Annotated in this window: 18 protein-coding genes; 12 read left to right on the plus strand and 6 right to left on the minus strand. The window is 64.8% G+C overall.

Going from position 1 to position 16,166, the window contains the following annotated elements; all coding sequences use genetic code 11:
* Nucleotides 1-94: 94 nt before the first annotated feature.
* The 3 genes from hisS to AB7M16_RS14060 form a co-directional block, all read right to left on the minus strand.
* Nucleotides 95-1,663 (minus strand): histidine--tRNA ligase, encoded by a 1,569-nt coding sequence (gene hisS / locus AB7M16_RS14050; RefSeq protein ID WP_453944239.1) that lies wholly within the window; start codon nucleotides 1,661-1,663, stop codon nucleotides 95-97.
* 203 nt (nucleotides 1,664-1,866) lie between these two features.
* The gene (locus tag AB7M16_RS14055; RefSeq protein ID WP_260380980.1) at nucleotides 1,867-2,391 is read right to left on the minus strand and encodes a YegJ family protein; all 525 of its coding nucleotides are present in this window, start codon (nucleotides 2,389-2,391) and stop codon (nucleotides 1,867-1,869) included.
* A 267-nt stretch (nucleotides 2,392-2,658) separates the two neighbouring features.
* Nucleotides 2,659-3,741 (minus strand): branched-chain amino acid aminotransferase, encoded by a 1,083-nt coding sequence (locus tag AB7M16_RS14060; protein WP_453944240.1) that lies wholly within the window; start codon nucleotides 3,739-3,741, stop codon nucleotides 2,659-2,661.
* Nucleotides 3,742-4,079: 338 nt separating this feature from the next.
* On the opposite strand from AB7M16_RS14060, the gene AB7M16_RS14065 reads away from it, so the two are divergent.
* The 3 genes from AB7M16_RS14065 to AB7M16_RS14075 are packed head-to-tail and all read left to right on the plus strand — an operon-like array spanning nucleotide 4,080 to nucleotide 6,757.
* A complete protein-coding gene (locus AB7M16_RS14065; RefSeq protein ID WP_172788761.1) occupies nucleotides 4,080-4,622 on the plus strand; it encodes a MarR family winged helix-turn-helix transcriptional regulator in 543 nt (180 codons plus the stop codon).
* A complete protein-coding gene (locus tag AB7M16_RS14070; protein WP_212259367.1) occupies nucleotides 4,619-5,350 on the plus strand; it encodes a response regulator in 732 nt (243 codons plus the stop codon). The genes AB7M16_RS14065 and AB7M16_RS14070 overlap by 4 nt, the downstream gene beginning before the upstream one ends.
* An 18-nt stretch (nucleotides 5,351-5,368) precedes the next feature.
* Entirely contained in the window at nucleotides 5,369-6,757 is a 1,389-nt protein-coding gene (locus tag AB7M16_RS14075; RefSeq protein WP_172788763.1) for an ATP-binding protein, read from the plus strand.
* A 175-nt stretch (nucleotides 6,758-6,932) separates the two neighbouring features.
* On the opposite strand, the gene AB7M16_RS14080 is transcribed toward AB7M16_RS14075, so the two are convergent.
* Together AB7M16_RS14080 and AB7M16_RS14085 are read right to left on the minus strand one after the other, a co-directional pair.
* Entirely contained in the window at nucleotides 6,933-7,463 is a 531-nt protein-coding gene (locus tag AB7M16_RS14080; RefSeq protein WP_453944241.1) for a DUF3617 domain-containing protein, read from the minus strand.
* A 45-nt stretch (nucleotides 7,464-7,508) separates the two neighbouring features.
* Nucleotides 7,509-7,817 (minus strand): hypothetical protein, encoded by a 309-nt coding sequence (locus tag AB7M16_RS14085; RefSeq protein WP_172788765.1) that lies wholly within the window; start codon nucleotides 7,815-7,817, stop codon nucleotides 7,509-7,511.
* 182 nt (nucleotides 7,818-7,999) lie between these two features.
* Between AB7M16_RS14085 and AB7M16_RS14090 the strand changes: the two genes are divergently transcribed.
* The 4 genes from AB7M16_RS14090 (at nucleotide 8,000) to AB7M16_RS14105 (ending at nucleotide 10,742) form a co-directional block, all read left to right on the plus strand.
* Complete coding sequence (locus AB7M16_RS14090) at nucleotides 8,000-8,461, plus strand: hypothetical protein (RefSeq protein ID WP_172788766.1); 462 nt, start codon at nucleotides 8,000-8,002, stop codon at nucleotides 8,459-8,461.
* Nucleotides 8,462-8,578: 117 nt separating this feature from the next.
* A complete protein-coding gene (locus AB7M16_RS14095) occupies nucleotides 8,579-9,271 on the plus strand; it encodes a ribonuclease T2 (protein ID WP_260380984.1) in 693 nt (230 codons plus the stop codon).
* A gap of 128 nt (nucleotides 9,272-9,399) precedes the next feature.
* Complete coding sequence (locus AB7M16_RS14100) at nucleotides 9,400-10,260, plus strand: 23S rRNA (adenine(2030)-N(6))-methyltransferase RlmJ (RefSeq protein ID WP_453944242.1); 861 nt, start codon at nucleotides 9,400-9,402, stop codon at nucleotides 10,258-10,260.
* Between the two features lie 266 nt (nucleotides 10,261-10,526).
* A complete protein-coding gene (locus AB7M16_RS14105) occupies nucleotides 10,527-10,742 on the plus strand; it encodes a cold-shock protein (protein WP_008544396.1) in 216 nt (71 codons plus the stop codon).
* Between the two features lie 73 nt (nucleotides 10,743-10,815).
* Here AB7M16_RS14105 and AB7M16_RS14110 read toward each other — a convergent pair whose 3' ends face one another.
* Nucleotides 10,816-11,439 (minus strand): outer membrane protein, encoded by a 624-nt coding sequence (locus AB7M16_RS14110; protein WP_172788769.1) that lies wholly within the window; start codon nucleotides 11,437-11,439, stop codon nucleotides 10,816-10,818.
* Between the two features lie 248 nt (nucleotides 11,440-11,687).
* Here AB7M16_RS14110 and uvrC point away from each other — a divergent pair, with 248 nt between their 5' ends.
* The 5 genes from uvrC to prmB all read left to right on the plus strand — a co-directional run bounded on the left by uvrC (nucleotide 11,688) and on the right by prmB (nucleotide 16,141).
* Nucleotides 11,688-13,748 (plus strand): excinuclease ABC subunit UvrC, encoded by a 2,061-nt coding sequence (uvrC, locus tag AB7M16_RS14115; RefSeq protein WP_453944243.1) that lies wholly within the window; start codon nucleotides 11,688-11,690, stop codon nucleotides 13,746-13,748.
* 96 nt (nucleotides 13,749-13,844) lie between these two features.
* The gene (gene pgsA / locus AB7M16_RS14120; RefSeq protein ID WP_172788771.1) at nucleotides 13,845-14,462 is read left to right on the plus strand and encodes a CDP-diacylglycerol--glycerol-3-phosphate 3-phosphatidyltransferase; all 618 of its coding nucleotides are present in this window, start codon (nucleotides 13,845-13,847) and stop codon (nucleotides 14,460-14,462) included.
* Nucleotides 14,459-14,710: a molybdopterin converting factor subunit 1 gene (gene moaD / locus AB7M16_RS14125; RefSeq protein ID WP_172788772.1), complete on the plus strand. Its 252-nt coding sequence runs from the start codon at nucleotides 14,459-14,461 to the stop codon at nucleotides 14,708-14,710. The genes pgsA and moaD overlap by 4 nt, the downstream gene beginning before the upstream one ends.
* Nucleotides 14,711-14,714: 4 nt before the next feature.
* Nucleotides 14,715-15,182 carry a molybdenum cofactor biosynthesis protein MoaE gene (locus tag AB7M16_RS14130; RefSeq protein WP_172788773.1) on the plus strand — a complete coding sequence of 156 codons (468 nt, stop codon included), beginning with the start codon at nucleotides 14,715-14,717 and terminating at the stop codon, nucleotides 15,180-15,182.
* Nucleotides 15,182-16,141, plus strand: coding sequence for a 50S ribosomal protein L3 N(5)-glutamine methyltransferase (prmB, locus tag AB7M16_RS14135; RefSeq protein WP_453944244.1), 960 nt, complete (start codon nucleotides 15,182-15,184; stop codon nucleotides 16,139-16,141). The genes AB7M16_RS14130 and prmB overlap by 1 nt, the downstream gene beginning before the upstream one ends.
* Nucleotides 16,142-16,166: the final 25 nt, after the last annotated feature.

Here is a 16,166-nt window from a genome sequence, read left to right on the forward strand (position 1 = left end):
ATGGCCGGGCTTGTCCCGGCCATCCACGTTCTTTTCCATCAAACAAGACGTGGATGCCCGGGACAAGCCCGGGCATGACGACCTGCCGGAATAGCTATCCCCACTTCACGTCATGGCGGGCCAGGACTTCGCGCACCTTGGCGACGAGATCGGCTTCGCTGCATGAGAATTGTGCCGGCCGGGTCTCGCGCCATTCCTGGTTGGAGGCGATCGCGGCGGCCGCCTTGGCGCCTTCGATCAGATCCTTGACCTGCACTTCGCCACGCGCCTTTTCATCCGAGCCCTGGATGATGACGCAAGGTGAGTTGCGGCGGTCGGCATATTTGAGCTGGTTGCCCATGTTCTTGGGATTGCCCAGATAGAGTTCGGCGCGGACGCCGGCACCTCGCAAGCTCGCGACCATCTTCTGATAGTCGGCGACGCGGTCGCGGTCGAACACGGTGACGACGACGGGTCCGAATTCGGGCCGCGTGTCGAGCTTGCCGAGCAGCGTCAGCGCCGCCTGCAGCCGCGACACGCCGATCGAGAAGCCGGTTGCCGGCACCGGCTCGCCGCGGAAGCGCGAGACCAGGCCGTCATAGCGGCCACCGCCTCCGACGGAGCCGAAGCGCACCGGGCGGCCCTTCTCGTCCTTGGTGTCGAGCAGCAGCTCGACCTCGTAGACGGGGCCGGTGTAATATTCGAGGCCGCGCACGACGGACGGATCGATGCGGATTTGATCGACCCCATATCCGGACTTGCGAAACAAGGCTCGCATGTACTCAAGCTCTGCCCACCCCTCCATGCACAGAGTCGAGCCTGCGTAAAATGATCCCTGTTCCGGAATCATAAAGGCGTCTTGATCAATGTTTTGAGGCGCCAAGAACTCACTGCCCTTGCCTGCCGCCAAATCGTTGGAGGTCTTAACAGCCATCTCGACAAATTCACTTAGTCGGGAAATTTGCTGCTCATCAAGTTCGGCCCCCTTTGTAAAGTCCCCGCTCTCGTCTTTGCGTCCGCTTCCCAGCAACTGCTTGACGCCTTCGACGCCCAAACGATCCAACTTATCGATCGCTCTCAGTACCACTAGGCGTTTCCCCGCGTTGGCCTCTCCTGCAAGCCCTACGACCTCCAGCACACCATCGAGCACCTTGCGGTTGTTCACTTTAACAACGAACTGCCCTTCAAGCCCGAGCGCCTTCATCGTATCGGCCGCCATCATGCACATCTCGGCGTCCGACGCAGGTGTGGGTGCCCCCACCGTGTCGGCATCGAACTGCATGAACTGGCGGAAGCGGCCGGGGCCGGGCTTCTCGTTGCGGAAGACATAGCCGACGCGGTAGCTGCGATAGGGCAGCACCAGACCGTCGGTGCCGTAGCGCTCACCGACATAGCGGGCGAGCGGCGCGGTGAGATCGTAGCGCAGGCTGATCCATTGCTCGTCGTCGTCCTGGAACGAGAACACGCCCTCGTTCGGGCGGTCCTGGTCGGGCAGGAATTTGCCGAGCGCATCGGTGTATTCCATCGCCGGCGTCTCCACCGGCTCGAAACCGTAGAGCTCGTAGACGGCGCGGATCTTCTCGACCATCTCGCGCGTCGCCCGGATCGCTGAGGGATCGCGATCCTCGAGCCCGCGCGGCAGACGCGCCTTCAGCTTCTGGGGTTTTTTGGGTTTCTCGGCCATGCGCGGCGTTTACCAGCCGCGGCGCGGGGCGGCAACCGGGGGCTTTTACCCTCTCCCCTTGCGGGAGAGGGTGGCTCGCCGCGAAGCGGCGAGACGGGTGAGGGGTCTCTATCCACAAACGCCATGCTGAGTTCGCGGAAACAACCCCTCATCCGGCGCTTCGCGCCACCTTCTCCCGCAAGGGGAGAAGGAAGAAGGTCATTCTACGGCTGCTCCATCCGCGCCCGGAGCGCGTCGGCGTCGGCTTTCGGCATGGATTTGAGCAGCGGCTTGATGGTTTCGCCCCCGACGATCTTGCCGTTGCGCATGAACATCCAGTCCGAGATGTCGGCCTCGGTGAACTTGACCGCGTCGCCTGCGTGTTTGCCCGGCAGATCGCGCGGCTCGTTGGCGAACAGACCCGAATATGTCCCGCCGGGCTGCTTCTTCAGTTCGCCGATCCAGACGTGCTCGCCGCCCCTGCGGGTCGTAAAGTGTACCTTCAGGGCGTGTCCGGTCTCGGACGGCTTTGGCGATTCATAGGAAGTCCAGAAGGTGGGGAGCGTGGCGCGGGCTCGCGCGATCGCCGCATTCATCTCGGGATCGCCGGTGCGCACGTCGACGATCGGCGAGCGGTCCTGCGCTGCGACCTCGCCCGTCGGGCCGATGGTCAGGATGCCGAAAACGGAAGCGCCGGTGATGGCGGCGAGTACGACCCATTTCATGGGTTGGGAGAGTTTCATTGCCATGATCGCGATGTCCAGGATGCTTGTTGTGTCCTGGCTTTGTCGCGTAGTTGTGGCGAGGAGTTCATAGCGCAAAAGTCCACAAACCTTGCGCTTTTCCCCTCTCCCCTTGTGGGAGAGGGTGGATCGCCGCGATAGCGGCGAGACGGGTGAGGGGTTTTATCCGCAAATGCAGATTTGGCTGCGTGGAGAGAGACCCCTCATCCGGCACGCTTCGCGTGCCACCTTCTCCCACAAGGGGAGAAGGAAGAGCGCAGCGAATATTCCAGTTCAAAACACCTTGCGGATCCAGTTGTGCGGATCGTTGGTGCGGCCGTACTGGATGTCGACGAGCTGCTTGCGCAAGCCCATGGCGACGGGGCCGGCCGCACCGCCCGAGATCTCGAAGTCGCCGCTGACCGAACGCACCTTGCCGATCGGCGAGATCACGGCGGCGGTGCCGCAGGCGAACGCTTCCTTGAGCCTGCCTGAGGCCGCATCCTTGCGCCACTGATCGAGCGAATAAGGCTCCTCGCGCACCGTCTTGCCCGCATCCCGGGCGAGCGCGATGATGGAGTCGCGGGTGATGCCGGGCAGAATGGTGCCGAGCGGCGGCGTCGAGAGCGAGCCGTCGTCGAACACGAAGAACACGTTCATGCCGCCGAGCTCCTCGATGTAGCGGCGCTCCACCGCATCGAGGAAGACGACCTGGTCACAGCCATGCTGGATCGCCTCGGCCTGGGCGCGCAGGCTCGCGGCATAATTGCCGCCGCATTTCACTGCGCCGGTGCCGCCGATCGCGGCGCGCGTGTAGTTTTCCGACACCCAGATCGAGACCGGCGCAGGCCCACCCTTGAAGTAGGAGCCGACCGGCGAGGCGATCACCGCGAAAATGTATTCGGACGACGGCTTGACGCCGAGGAAGGTCTCGCTCGCGATCATGAACGGGCGCAAGTAAAGGCTGCCCTCGCCGCCCGGCATCCAGGCGCGGTCGATGCGCACGACCTGCTCGACCGCCTCGATGAAGACGTCTTCCGGCAGCTGCGCCATCGCCATGCGATCGGCCGAGTCCTTGAAGCGCCGCGCATTGGCGTCGGGGCGGAACAGGTTCACGCCGCCGTCGTCGCGCTTGTAGGCCTTCAGGCCTTCGAAGATCTCCTGGGCGTAGTGCAGGACCGCGCCGGCGGGATCGAGCTGGAAGTTGGCGCGCGCCTCGATCTTCGCCTCGTACCAGCCGCCCTTGGCCTGGTTGTAGCGGACGATGGCCATGTGATCGGTGAACACCCGCCCGAAGCCGGGATCCACCAGCTTGGCGACACGGTCCTTCTCAGGCGTCGGATTGGATGCGGGCTGGATGTCGAATGTCATGCTCATGTCCTTGCCTCCCGCTGCCGGTGGCGGCGCTGTTTCTCGCGCCCGCCTGCCCGTTCGGGCCCGGCTGGCTTGATTGGGTTTCTGGCCGGACCGCCACCAGCCATGTTACGGCCGGTTTCCGCGGCCAGCATGTCCCCGAGGACATGCTTTTGCGGAAGGCGGAAGTCCAGTATGTTTTGCCGAAATGCCGCTCGACAATCGCACGGTAGATCTGCTTCGGCCGTCGCCGCCTGTCCGGCTATCTCCGGCCGTCCTGCTCCGATGCCACCCGGCGCGAAACGATCTAAAGTTTCGTGTGGGTCGATCCTTTTGTAACATTGAACCCAAGATACGTCAATATGCCTGACATAAATTTCGCGACTCCCCCTCAAGATGCCGCCGGGACCAAGCCGGCCGCAGGCGACGGAGGCAATTTGCGCTGGGATATCATCGAGCTGCTGTTCTTCGCCTATCGCGATTTCGTCGGCGATCCCGACCAGGAGCTGGAGGCATTCGGCTTTGGCCGGGCCCATCACCGGGTCATGCACTTCGTCTACCGCTATCCCGGGCTGAAGGTCGCCGATCTGCTCGACGTCCTGCGCATCACAAAGCAGTCGCTCGGCCGGGTGCTGAAGCAGCTCCTGGACGAGGGCTATATCGTGCAGAAGACCGGCGACAATGACCGTCGCCAGCGCCTGCTCTACGCGACACCGAAGGGCGAGGCGCTGGTGCAGAAGCTCGCCGGACTGCAGACCACGCGGATCACCAGGGCGCTCGCCGAGATGGGGCCCCAGGATGCCGAGACGGTCAAGCGCTTCCTGCGCGCGATGATCGACCGCGACGATCCGGACAAGGTGCTCGAGACGATCTTCGCTTCCGTCAACCAAGACGCCAAGGAGTGACCGTGCCGCTCGCTGCCACGATCGCCCGCCCGCCGGTGCAACCGGCCGATGATGCCCCGCATCTCTTGCTGGTCGATGACGACCGCCGCATCCGCGACCTGCTCTCGCGCTTTCTTGCGAGTGAAGGCTACCGCGTCACCACCGCGGCGAGCGCCGGCGATGCGCGCTCGAAGCTCATGGGCCTGCATTTCGATCTCCTGATCCTGGACGTCATGATGCCCGGCGAGACCGGCTTCGACCTCGCCCGCTTCATTCGCACCTCATCGTCGGTGCCGATCGTGATGCTGACGGCTCGCCACGAGGCGGAAGCCCGCATCGAGGGCTTGCAGATCGGTGCCGACGATTACGTGGCAAAGCCGTTCGAGCCGCGCGAGCTGGCGCTGCGCATCAACAACATCCTCAAGCGCGCCGCGCCGCCGCCGCAGGCCACGGCCGTCGAGAAGATCGCGTTCGGCCCCTATGTCTACCATCTCGAACGTGGCGAATTGCGGCAGGGCGAGGAGGTCATCCACCTCACCGACCGCGAGCGCGAGATGCTGCGGATTCTCGCCGAGACGCCGGGCGAGACCGTGCCGCGCAGCGCGCTGACCGGCAACGGCAGCGTCAATGAGCGCGCCGTCGACGTGCAGATCAACCGCCTGCGGCGCAAGATCGAAACCGATCCTGCCAATCCGCTGTTCCTGCAGGCGGTGCGCGGCATCGGCTACCGGCTGGTGGCCTCGCCATAAACCAGTGAAGCGCGCCAGATGAGCACGATCGATACCGGCCTGACGCTTCTGAAGAGCGCCGCCGGCCGCGTCTCCGCCGCTAATGGCTGGATGGGCAACGCGTTCAAGGGCTGGATGCCGACCGGCCTCTACGCCCGCGCGCTCCTCATCATGATCGTGCCGATGGTGGTGCTGCAATCGGTCGTCGCCTTCGTGTTCATGGAGCGGCACTGGAACACGGTGACGCGCCGCCTGTCGGCCGCGGTGGTGCAGGACATCGCCGCACTCATCGACGTCTACAAGGGCTATCCGCAGGACAAGGACCGCAACGAGATCCGCCGCATCGCGCAGCAGCGGCTCGGTTTGGTCGTCGATTTCCTGCCCGCCGGCGACATGCCGCCGCCGGGACCAAAACCGTTCTTCTCGCTGCTCGACCAGACGCTGTCGGTGCAGCTCGGCCGCCAGATCGGGCGATCGTTCTGGATCGATACGGTCGGCCGCTCCAACTTGGTCGAGATCCGCATCCAGCTCGACGATGCCGTGATGCGCGTGTTCGCGCAGCGCAGCGCCGCCTATGCCTCGAACTCGGAGATTTTCCTGTTCTGGATGGTCGGCACGTCCTCGATCCTGTTGATCGTGGCGGTGTTATTCCTGCGCAACCAGATCAAGCCGATCCTGCGGCTTGCCGATGCCGCCGAGAGTTTCGGCAAGGGCCGCGAGGCGCCGAACTTCAGACCGCGCGGCGCGCGCGAGGTGCGGCGTGCGGCCGTCGCCTTCCTCGAAATGAAGTCGCGCATCGAGCGCACGATGGAGCAGCGCACCGCGATGCTCGCCGGCGTCAGCCACGATCTGCGCACCATCCTGACCCGCTTCAAGCTCGAGCTGGCACTGATCGGCGACAATCCCGAGCTCGAGGGCATGCGCAAGGACGTCGACGAGATGTCGATGATGCTGGAGGATTACCTCGCGTTTGCGCGCGGCGATTCCGGCGAGCAGTCGCAGCCGACCGACATGGCGCAGGCGCTCGAGGAGCTGCGCAGCGATGCCGAACGCCACGGCCATACCGCGACCGTCGCGTTCAACGGTCTGCCCGTGGTGACGGTGAAGCCGGCCTCGTTCAAGCGCTGCCTCGCCAACCTCGTCACCAACGCAGCGCGCTACGGCAAGAACATCGCCATCACCGGCCAGCGCGATCACCGTTATTTGACGGTCACCGTCGATGACGACGGTCCGGGCATTCCCGCGCACTTGCGCGAAGAGGTGTTCAAGCCGTTCCTGCGGCTGGACAACGCCCGCAACCAGGACGAAGGCGGCACCGGCCTGGGGCTCGCGATCGCCCGCGACATCGCCCGCTCGCATGGCGGCGACATCACGCTGGGTGACAGCCCGATGGGGGGATTGAGGGCGAGCGTGCGGATTCCGGTGTAGGCTTTCTTACCTCTCCCCGCTTGCGGGGAGAGGTCGAATGCGATCGCAGATCGAATTCGGGTGAGGGGGTACCGGTCTCACAAAAATCTCGTTCGCGGAGAGAGGCCCCTCACCCCAACCCTCTCTCCGTAAGAACGGGGCGAGGGAGCGCTCCGTCCGCGCGCGCCGAGCACGCCTACTTCGGCAGCAGCGCCTTCAGCTTGTCCATGTCGCGCGTGTTCATCTTGAAGCCGCCGGGCATGACGATGTCGCCGGGCTTCTGATCCGGCTTGCAGGCCCCGAGCCACTTGGCTTGCAGCGTCGTGGTGCTATCGCGCCCGGCCGTGCCGGCGACGCCGCCTTGCGCATGCGAGGTCGTCTTCACCGTGTAGGCCGAGTTGAAATCGCCGGTGATCTCCGCATGCGAGGTCGTGCTGACGCCGGCGACGCTGCACTCGGAATCGCTGACATAGCCGGTCGCAGTCTTCTTGATCTCCTGCTTGGCGCAGATCTGCTTGGCCATCGGGGAGACGTTGTTGCCCATCTCCTTGTCGACGGTCTCGTCGGTGCAGTGCTGCATAGTCATTTCGGGCACCGGCGAGCCTGATGTGACCAGCTTCATCTCCCAAAGACCGGGTTTGCGTACCGGCAGGTCGTCGGCGCTGGCGCCGCCTGCCGACAACGCGAGGCAGAGCGTCGAGCCGAGCAAAGCGAATTTGCGCGTCATGTCGAAGGCTCCCGGCTGAGAGAAGTGCGGCGCTACGACAGCGCCTCAGTAGAGCGTGCGGATCGGCCGATCGGCGGCGCCATAGGGCACCCAGCGGCAGGCGAACGAGATGTAGCCGCCCTCATAGGCCTGCACGCCCAGGAATTTCGCGACCTTGCCGTAGCGGGCGCAGTGATCGACCGCGACCTGACGCGCATCGACCTGGGTCGCCATCGAATAGGCGATGATGCCGCCGGTGTCGTTGCCCTTGAACGGCGGCACCGGAGCAAAGATGTCGGCGCGCGCCGACTGGCTCGCCATCATGCCCGACACAACCAGGCTGGCAAGAAGGCCCGCGGCCGCAATGATTCGCATTCCCGTCACTCCAATTGGCTGGCGCCAGTTTACGGTGCCGGGAGGGGCGTGAAAAGAACCGAACCCTGTTGGCCGCGACATCTTCGCCAAGTCCTGGCGAAGTGTTGCCGCGCTGCACTTGACCTCCCCCAACCTTCGCGGCACCGTCCGACCTTCGCAAGAGCCAGCTGTCCGGATTGACCATGCGCGCCCCCTCCCAGAAATCGCTCCGCTTTGCCGCCGTGCTCGGCCTCATGTTGGGAGCGCTGTCGCTCGGCGAGGCCAGGGCCGCCAATCCGCTCGAGCTGAATTTCTGGCTGAGCGGGCCGCGCTATGACGGCGCCGTGGCCGATTGCGACAGGGCGCTGCCGACGATCGCCACCCAATTCTGGGAAAAGGAAAGCGGGTTCTGGAATTCCCCGTTGAAGATCACCGGCTTCTCCGCCGTTCGCGAGGTCGCGTTCCGCCCCTGGCAGTCCGACAACATTCCGCGCCGCTATTGCACCGCTGACGCCATGCTCACCGACGGCAAGGTACGCAAGGTGCATTTCTCGCTCATTGAGGATGGCGGCTTCGCCGGCTACGGCAACGGCGTCGAGTGGTGCGTGGTCGGCGTCGACCGCAACTGGGCCTACAATCCGGCCTGCCGCGCCGCCAAGCCCTGACCGGAAGCGGCTGATTCGGGCTGATCAGCCGGCCGACGACTGCCGCCCCAATTTTGTTCTTGAAATGTTCCCATTGCCTGCTAGGCTGTGTGCACAGTCTAGTTGAGGGGCGTCGCCATGTTTCACTCCAGATTGCGTTCGTTGTCCCATCTGATGATCTCGCTGATCCTCGCCGCGGGGTTGGCCACCCTCGCCGGCGGTGCGAAGGCGCAGGACAAGCGGCAGAACGCACCCGGCGAGTTCGATTTCTATGTGCTGTCGCTGTCGTGGTCGCCCTCGTTCTGCGAGGAAGCAGCCGAACGCGGCGGCCGGTCCCAGATGCAATGCGGCGGCCGGCCCTACGCGTTCGTGGTGCATGGGCTGTGGCCGCAATACGAGAACGGTTTTCCGGAATACTGCCAGCGGCCGGCGCCGCGCCTGAACCGCAACATCGTCTCCTCGATGCTCGACCTGATGCCGGCGCCGGGCCTGATCTTCAACGAGTGGGACAAGCACGGCACCTGTTCCGGGCTCGAGGGCCGCAGCTATTTCGAGATGATCCGCAAGGCGCGCGCCGCGATCAAGATTCCGACCGAGTATCTCGATCTGTCACAGCCCAAGACCGTCGCGCCGGCGGAGGTCGAGGAGGCCTTCATCAAGGCCAATCCGGGTCTCAGCAATGCCGCCGTCTCGGTCACCTGCAACCGGACACGGCTGTCCGAGGTCCGCATCTGCCTCAGCAAGGACCTGCAATTCCGCGCCTGCGACGAGATCGAGCGCCGCGCCTGCCGCCGCGACCAGGTGACGATGCCGCCGATCAGGGGCGGGTAGGCCCGTCATTGCGAGGAGCCCTTGCGACGAAGCAATCCAGACTGCCTCCGCGGAAAGATTCTGGATTGCTTCGCTGCGCTCGCAATGACAAGGGGATGGGATCGCGCCAGACAACGTAGTCCTATCCCATGAACTACCGCCACGCCTTCCACGCCGGCAGCTTCGCCGATGTCATCAAGCACATCGTGCTGGCGCGCATCCTCACTTATCTGCAGGACAAGCCGGCAGCGTTCCGCGTCATCGACACCCATGCCGGCGCCGGCCTCTACGATCTCGACGGCGACGAGGCGCGCCGCGGCGGCGAATGGCTGACCGGCATTGCCCGGCTGCTGCAGGCGCGCCTGTCGAACGAGAGCGCGGCGCTGACGAAGCCCTATCTCGACATCGTCCGCGCCTTCAATCCGAAGAGCGAGCTGAAGGTCTATCCAGGCTCGCCGTTGATCGCGCGCGGCCTGCTCAGGCCGCAGGACCGGCTCGTCGCCTGCGAGCTCGAGCCGAAGGCACGGAAAGCGCTGATCGACGCGCTGCGCCGCGACGAGCAGGCCCGCGTGGTCGATCTCGACGGCTGGGTGGCGCTGCCGGCTTTCGTGCCGCCGAAGGAGCGGCGCGGCCTCGTGCTGATCGATCCGCCCTTCGAGGCCAAAGACGAGTTCGAGCGGCTCGGCGAAGTCTTCTCGGCGGCGTTCGCGAAATGGCCGACCGGTATCTACGTAATCTGGTATCCCGCCAAGAACCGGCGCGCTACCGACACGCTGGCGCAAACCGTGGCGCGGCTCGCAGCTGCAGCAAAGCCGACCGGAAAATGCCTGCGCCTCGAATTCAGCGTCGCGCCGCAAGCCGACAGCGCCGCCCTCACTTCCACCGGGCTCCTGATCGTCAACCCGCCCTACACGCTGCACGGCGAGCTCAAGACCATTCTGCCGGAGCTGGAAATACCGCTCGGCCAGGGCGGGGCTGCCAGATTCCGACTGGAGGTACCCAAGCCTTAACGTCAGGCCGTAACACTCCGGCATTCTTGGGAAAAATATGCAGGACCGGTAGTCAATCTGCGAAGAACCGTATTATGCTATTTCCGTGACTGGCTTTACGTTCCGCTTCCGCGAATGGTTGCGGCGGAGTGAAGGCCCTAAGAAAGATCCCGCCGGACCGATCAGGTCCGTCCAAGGGATGGCCAGCTCCCGGGCTCCGTATGGCCCGGTCATGTCGCGACGTGAGTCTGCGTCGCGGCGGAGGAGCAATGAGGGGGAGTTTCCCGATGGCCATGACGGGAACGGTCAAGTTCTTCAACGGCGAGCGCGGCTACGGCTTCATCAAGCCTGACGACGGCGGTCGCGATGTCTTCGTTCACATCACCGCTGTGGAGCGGGCGGGACTGAAGGACCTTGCCGAAGGACAGCGTATTACTTTCGAAGTCGAACCGGACAAGAAGGGGAAGGGACCGAAGGCGGTCAATCTTGTGATCCTCTCCTAGCGAGCCTGGCGCGAAAAAAAAATCCCGGCCGCAAGCGGCCGGGAGGCTGGTCCGGTATTTTCTTCTTTGGATGTCAGAAGCGATAGTTCACGCCTGCGCGGACAACGCTGGCGCTATAGCCGTTTGATACGCCAGTAATTGCGAACTGGCTGGTCGACAGATCGATGTAGAGATATTCGAGCTTGGCGCTCCAGTTCGGCGTGAGGCCGACTTCCGCACCGGCACCGATGGTCCAGCCGGCGGTGGTGTGCGACTCCGTCCAGCCGAAGGTCTGCGCCCGCAGCTCGCCGAAGGCGAGCCCGGCGGTGCCGTAGAACAGCACGTTGTTGAACGCATAGCCGGCGCGGCCGCGCAGGGTGCCGAACCATGGGTTGGAGAATTTCCACGGCGCAAAGGTGTCGTCGGCGCCGGCGGCCTGGATGTCGCCCTCGACACCGAACACCCACGGGCCGTTCTGGAAATTGTAGCCGGCCTGCACACCGCCGACGAAGCCGGACGGCTTGGTGGGGTTGTTGTCGACCGAGCCCCATTGATAGCCGATGTTGCCGCCGAGATAGGGACCTGCCCAGCTATAGGCATTGAGCGGCTGATTGACGGTATAGGGCGCACGCTGCCCGTAATTGAGATCGGCGGCCTCTGCCGAAGCTGTCCAGCCGGCTGCAACCAACGCGGCTGCGCCCACAACGAGCCTCTTCATCACTCACTCCAACGCAACTGTCGCAACCGAGCGATGTCCGCGCCGCCGCGCGAGCAAAACCGGACGGTTACGGAACCAAGAACTTTTCGCGTAGGATTTATCGAGAGTTTTAAGTTAAAGGGCTGTTAAGTCGGGTTACCGCCCGCTTAACAGACTTAAGGAAGCGTTACCGAAAACTGGCCGCCATCCTCTTGCGTGCGGCATGGCCGGAACTTCAAATCCGCACCCCCAGCGCCTAAATTCGCCCCATGGTTCACGATTCCTCCGACAATCCGGACGACCGCGCGCGCAAGCCGCCGCAGCCTGCTGCGAGCGAGGCCCCGCCCGAGCGGCTGGCCGCGCCGGACGTCGATCCCGCGGCGGCAGGCGGCGACGACGAGGACGATGCGCTGCTGCCGGACATCCTGGAAGAGAGCGGCGCCGTCGGCGAAGGCCCGCTCGCGACCGGTCACGAGGCGATCGAACGCGCGGTCCGCCTCGCGCCGACCTCGCCCGGCGTCTATCGCATGCTCAATGCGAACGCCGACGTGCTCTATGTCGGCAAGGCCAAGAACGTCAAAAAGCGCCTGTCCAGTTATGCGCGCCAGAGTGCGCCGCTGCCGGCCCGCATCCTGCGCATGATCGCGGCCACCGTCACCGTGGAGATCGTCTCCACCACGACCGAGACCGAGGCGCTGCTGCTGGAAGCCAACCTCATCAAGCAGCTGCGGCCGCGCTTCAACGTGCAGCTGCGCGACGACAAATCGTTTCCCTACATCCTGATCACCGGTGACCATTGGGCGCCGCAGATCCTCAAGCATCGTGGTGCGCAGACCCGGCCCGGGCGCTATTTCGGCCCGTTCGCCTCCGCCGGCGCGGTCAACCGCACCATCACGGCGCTGCAGCGGGCGTTCCTGATCCGCTCCTGCACCGATTCCTTCTTCGAAAGCCGCACCCGGCCCTGCCTGCTCCATCAGATCCGCCGCTGCGCTGGACCCTGCACCCGCGAGATCGATTTCGGCGGCTATTCGACACTGGTGCGCGAGGCGAGCGACTTCCTCTCCGGCAAGAGCCATGCGGTGAAGCAGGAGCTCGCCGGCGAGATGGAGAAGGCCTCGAACGAGCTCGAATTCGAGCGCGCCGCACTCTACCGCGACCGCCTCGCCGCGCTGTCGGCGATCCAGTCGCAGCAGGGCATCAACCCACGCACGGTGGAGGAAGCTGACGTGTTCGCCATCCACCAGGAGGGCGGCTTCTCCTGCGTCGAGGTGTTCTTCTTCCGCACCGGACAGAACTGGGGCAACCGCGCCTATTTTCCGCGCGCGGAGAAGAGCTTTACGCCCGAGGAAGTGCTGGGGTCCTTCCTGGCCCAGTTCTACGACGACAAGCCGCCGCCGAAGAACATCCTGCTCTCGCACGAGATCGAGGAGAGCGAGCTGCTCGCCAATGCGCTAGCGATCAAGGCCGGCCACAAGGTCGAGGTCACCGCGCCCAAGCGCGGCGAGAAGAAGGAGCTGGTCGCCCACGCACTGACCAATGCGCGCGAGGCGCTCGGCCGCAAGCTCGCGGACACGGCGACGCAAAGCCGCCTGCTCGAGGGAATGGCCGCGACGCTGAGCCTGCCGCACGTGCCCAAGCGCATCGAGGTCTACGACAACAGCCACATCCAGGGCACCAACGCGGTCGGTGCCATGATCGTCGCGGGCCCTGACGGCTTCGTGAAGAACCAGTACCGCAAGTTCAACATCAAGTCGGAAGGGATCACGCCCGGCGACGACTTCGCCATGATGCGCGAGGTGCTGGAGCGCCGCTTCAAGCGCCTGATCAGTCCGCCCGAGGACGCCGCCACCAAGGCCAAGGACGACGATTTCCCGCAATGGCCCGACCTCGTCATCATCGACGGCGGCCGCGGCCAGCTCAACGCGGTGCGCGAGATCTTCGCCAATCTCGGCCTGACCCAGGTGTCGCTGATGTCGGTGGCCAAGGGGCCGGACCGGGATGCCGGCCGCGAGACCCTGTTCATGCCGGAGCGCGAGGCGATCAAGCTGGAGCCGCGCGATCCCGTGCTCTATTTCATCCAGCGCCTGCGCGACGAGGCCCACCGTTTCGTCATCGGCTCGCACCGCAAGCTGCGCAAGAAGGACATCCGCGAGGCCGGCTTGCAGGAGATTCCGGGCATCGGCCCGTCACGCAAACGTGCCTTGCTGCATCATTTCGGTACCCTGAAAGAGATCGAGCGGGCCTCGATCGCCGATCTCGGCAAGGTTCCGGGGGTCAGCGCCGAGAGCGCCCGCAGGATTTTCGAGTATTTCCATCCCCAGCCGGGGTGAACTAAAGGAGGCGGCGGTCATATGGTCGTCGCATCCTGCATCCCATTTGGGAGTGGAACGGTTGACCTTCAGGCTTGAGCGGTATTGGTAGGACGGATGAACATCGCCACGACACGAGGGACCACCAGCCGCGCGATGTCCCTCCCCAACATCCTGACCTACGGCCGGATCGCCGCGATCCCGGTTGTGGTCGGATGCATCTATGCGCAGTCGATTCTGGATCAGCCGCTCTGGCTGCGCTGGCTCGCGGTCGCCATTTTCATCGCCGCTGGGGTGACCGATTACCTCGACGGCTATTACGCGCGGATCTGGAATCAGCAATCGGCCTTCGGCCGCATGCTCGATCCGATCGCCGACAAGCTGCTGGTCGCCTCCTGCCTGTTGATGCTGGCCGCGGACGGCATCATTCACGGCTGGTCGCTATGGGCCGCGATCGTGATCCTGTGCCGCGAGATCCTGGTCTCGGGCCTGCGCGAATATCTGGCTGCGCTCCGCGTCAGCGTGCCCGTGACCAAGCTTGCGAAGTGGAAGACCACGGTCCAGCTGGTAGCGATCGGGTTCCTGCTCGCGGGTCCTGCCGGCGACGAGGTCGTGCCTGTGGTCTCGATGATTGGCCTCGCACTGCTGTGGGCTTCGGCGATCCTCACCATGTACACCGGCTACGACTATTTCCGCGCCGGCATCCATCACCTCATCAAGGAGGACGAGGGATGAAGGTGAAGTATTTCGCCTGGGTGCGCGAGCGCGTCGGCAAGGCCGAAGAGACGATCGAGCCGCCCGCGAGCGTGCGCACCGTCGAGGAGCTGATCGCCTGGCTCTCCGGCCAAAGCGAGGCTTATGCGCATGCGTTCGAGAAGCCGAAGGTGATCCGCGCCGCGATCGACCGCGCTCACGTCAAGCAGGATGCCGCCATTGCAGGCGCCCGCGAGGTCGCGTTCTTCCCGCCCATGACCGGCGGCTAGGCTCATGACCTGCCCCGTCACCATCCGTATCCAGGAAGACGATTTCGACATCGCGCGCGAGATCTCGGTCCTGACCGGCAGCCGGACCGATATCGGCGCTGTCGTGAGCTTCTCCGGGATCTGCCGCGCCGACGAGGACAGCGCCAACGTCGCGGCGCTGACGCTCGAACATTATCCCGGCATGGCGGAGGAAGAGATCAGGCGCCATGCCGACGAAGCCATTTCGCGCTGGCCGCTCAACGGCGTCACGGTGATCCACCGCGTCGGCCGCTTCATGCCGGGCCAGAACATCGTGCTGGTCGTGACCGCCTCGCAGCACCGGCAGGCGGCGTTCCAGGCGGCCGAGTTCCTGATGGACTATCTCAAGACCAGCGCGCCGTTCTGGAAGAAGGAAGAGAGCGCCACCGGCACCGGCTGGGTCGAGGCCCATGCCCGTGACGACGAAGCCGCCGCACGCTGGACGAAATCCTGATGGCTAAAGTTACGAAGAAGACCGCGCGCGGCCGCGCCGCGCCGAAACTCGCGAAGGTGGGACCCGGCGAGCTTCTCACGCTGCTCGACTTCGTCCGTTACGCGGTGAGCCGCTTCGTCGAGGCGAAGCTCGCCTTTGCCCATGGCACGACCGATCCCGTCGCGGAAGCCGCGTTCCTGGTCTGCGAGGCGCTGCATCTCACTCCCGACCAGTTCGAGATCTTTGCCAACGCGCGCGTCACCGCCGCGGAAGGCAAGACCCTCCTCGATCTCATCCATCAGCGCGTCACGACGCGCAAACCGGCCGCCTATCTCGTCAACAAGATCTACATGCGCGGCCTGCCCTTCTATGTCGACGAGCGCGTCATTGTTCCGCGCTCCTTCATCGGCGAGCTCCTGGAGTCGCATTTCGGCGCCGACGGCGAGGCCGGATCGCTGATCGACGATCCGACGGCGGTCGAGCGCGTGCTCGATCTCTGCACGGGCTCGGGATGCCTTGCGATCCTCGCCGCGCATCATTTCCCGAACGCCACCGTCGACGCCGTCGACATCTCCAAGGGCGCGCTCGAGGTCGCTGCGCGCAATGTCGGCGAATACGGGCTCGAGGACCGGATCAGCCTCTATCGCGGCGACCTGTTCGCCCCGCTCGGCGGCAACAGATACGACCTGATCATCACCAACCCGCCCTACGTCGATGCCGAGGGCATGGCGGCATTGCCGCCGGAGTGCCGGGCCGAGCCGAAGCTCGCCTTCGATGGCGGCGCCGACGGTCTCGACGTGGTGCGCCGGATCCTGCGCGATGCGCCCGATCACCTGACGCCGCAGGGCGGGCTGATCTGCGAGATCGGCCGCGGCCGCGAGCTGGTCGACGAGGCCTTTCCGGAACTGCCGCTGCTCTGGCTCGACACCGAAGATTCCGAGGGCGAGGTGTTCTGGATCGCAGCCGCCGATCTCGCCTGATTCATCACGGCCGGTCACGCTCAAA

The organism is Bradyrhizobium sp. USDA 372, from assembly GCF_053629095.1.

What these genes read in the sequence shown, in the direction of transcription:
- AB7M16_RS14085 (WP_172788765.1), bottom strand. Translation starts at nt 7,817, where the DNA reads ATGCGAATCATTGCGGCCGCGGGCCTTCTTGCCAGCCTGGTTGTGTCG.
- AB7M16_RS14110 (WP_172788769.1), bottom strand. Translation starts at nt 11,439, where the DNA reads ATGAAGAGGCTCGTTGTGGGCGCAGCCGCGTTGGTTGCAGCCGGCTGG.
- AB7M16_RS14100 (WP_453944242.1), top strand. Translation starts at nt 9,400, where the DNA reads ATGAACTACCGCCACGCCTTCCACGCCGGCAGCTTCGCCGATGTCATC.
- AB7M16_RS14095 (WP_260380984.1), top strand. Translation starts at nt 8,579, where the DNA reads ATGTTTCACTCCAGATTGCGTTCGTTGTCCCATCTGATGATCTCGCTG.
- pgsA (WP_172788771.1), top strand. Translation starts at nt 13,845, where the DNA reads ATGAACATCGCCACGACACGAGGGACCACCAGCCGCGCGATGTCCCTC.
- AB7M16_RS14055 (WP_260380980.1), bottom strand. Translation starts at nt 2,391, where the DNA reads ATGGCAATGAAACTCTCCCAACCCATGAAATGGGTCGTACTCGCCGCC.
- prmB (WP_453944244.1), top strand. Translation starts at nt 15,182, where the DNA reads ATGGCTAAAGTTACGAAGAAGACCGCGCGCGGCCGCGCCGCGCCGAAA.
- uvrC (WP_453944243.1), top strand. Translation starts at nt 11,688, where the DNA reads ATGGTTCACGATTCCTCCGACAATCCGGACGACCGCGCGCGCAAGCCG.
- hisS (WP_453944239.1), bottom strand. Translation starts at nt 1,663, where the DNA reads ATGGCCGAGAAACCCAAAAAACCCCAGAAGCTGAAGGCGCGTCTGCCG.
- AB7M16_RS14080 (WP_453944241.1), bottom strand. Translation starts at nt 7,463, where the DNA reads ATGACGCGCAAATTCGCTTTGCTCGGCTCGACGCTCTGCCTCGCGTTG.
- AB7M16_RS14105 (WP_008544396.1), top strand. Translation starts at nt 10,527, where the DNA reads ATGGCCATGACGGGAACGGTCAAGTTCTTCAACGGCGAGCGCGGCTAC.
- AB7M16_RS14130 (WP_172788773.1), top strand. Translation starts at nt 14,715, where the DNA reads ATGACCTGCCCCGTCACCATCCGTATCCAGGAAGACGATTTCGACATC.
- moaD (WP_172788772.1), top strand. Translation starts at nt 14,459, where the DNA reads ATGAAGGTGAAGTATTTCGCCTGGGTGCGCGAGCGCGTCGGCAAGGCC.
- AB7M16_RS14090 (WP_172788766.1), top strand. Translation starts at nt 8,000, where the DNA reads ATGCGCGCCCCCTCCCAGAAATCGCTCCGCTTTGCCGCCGTGCTCGGC.
- AB7M16_RS14060 (WP_453944240.1), bottom strand. Translation starts at nt 3,741, where the DNA reads ATGAGCATGACATTCGACATCCAGCCCGCATCCAATCCGACGCCTGAG.
- AB7M16_RS14065 (WP_172788761.1), top strand. Translation starts at nt 4,080, where the DNA reads ATGCCTGACATAAATTTCGCGACTCCCCCTCAAGATGCCGCCGGGACC.
- AB7M16_RS14075 (WP_172788763.1), top strand. Translation starts at nt 5,369, where the DNA reads ATGAGCACGATCGATACCGGCCTGACGCTTCTGAAGAGCGCCGCCGGC.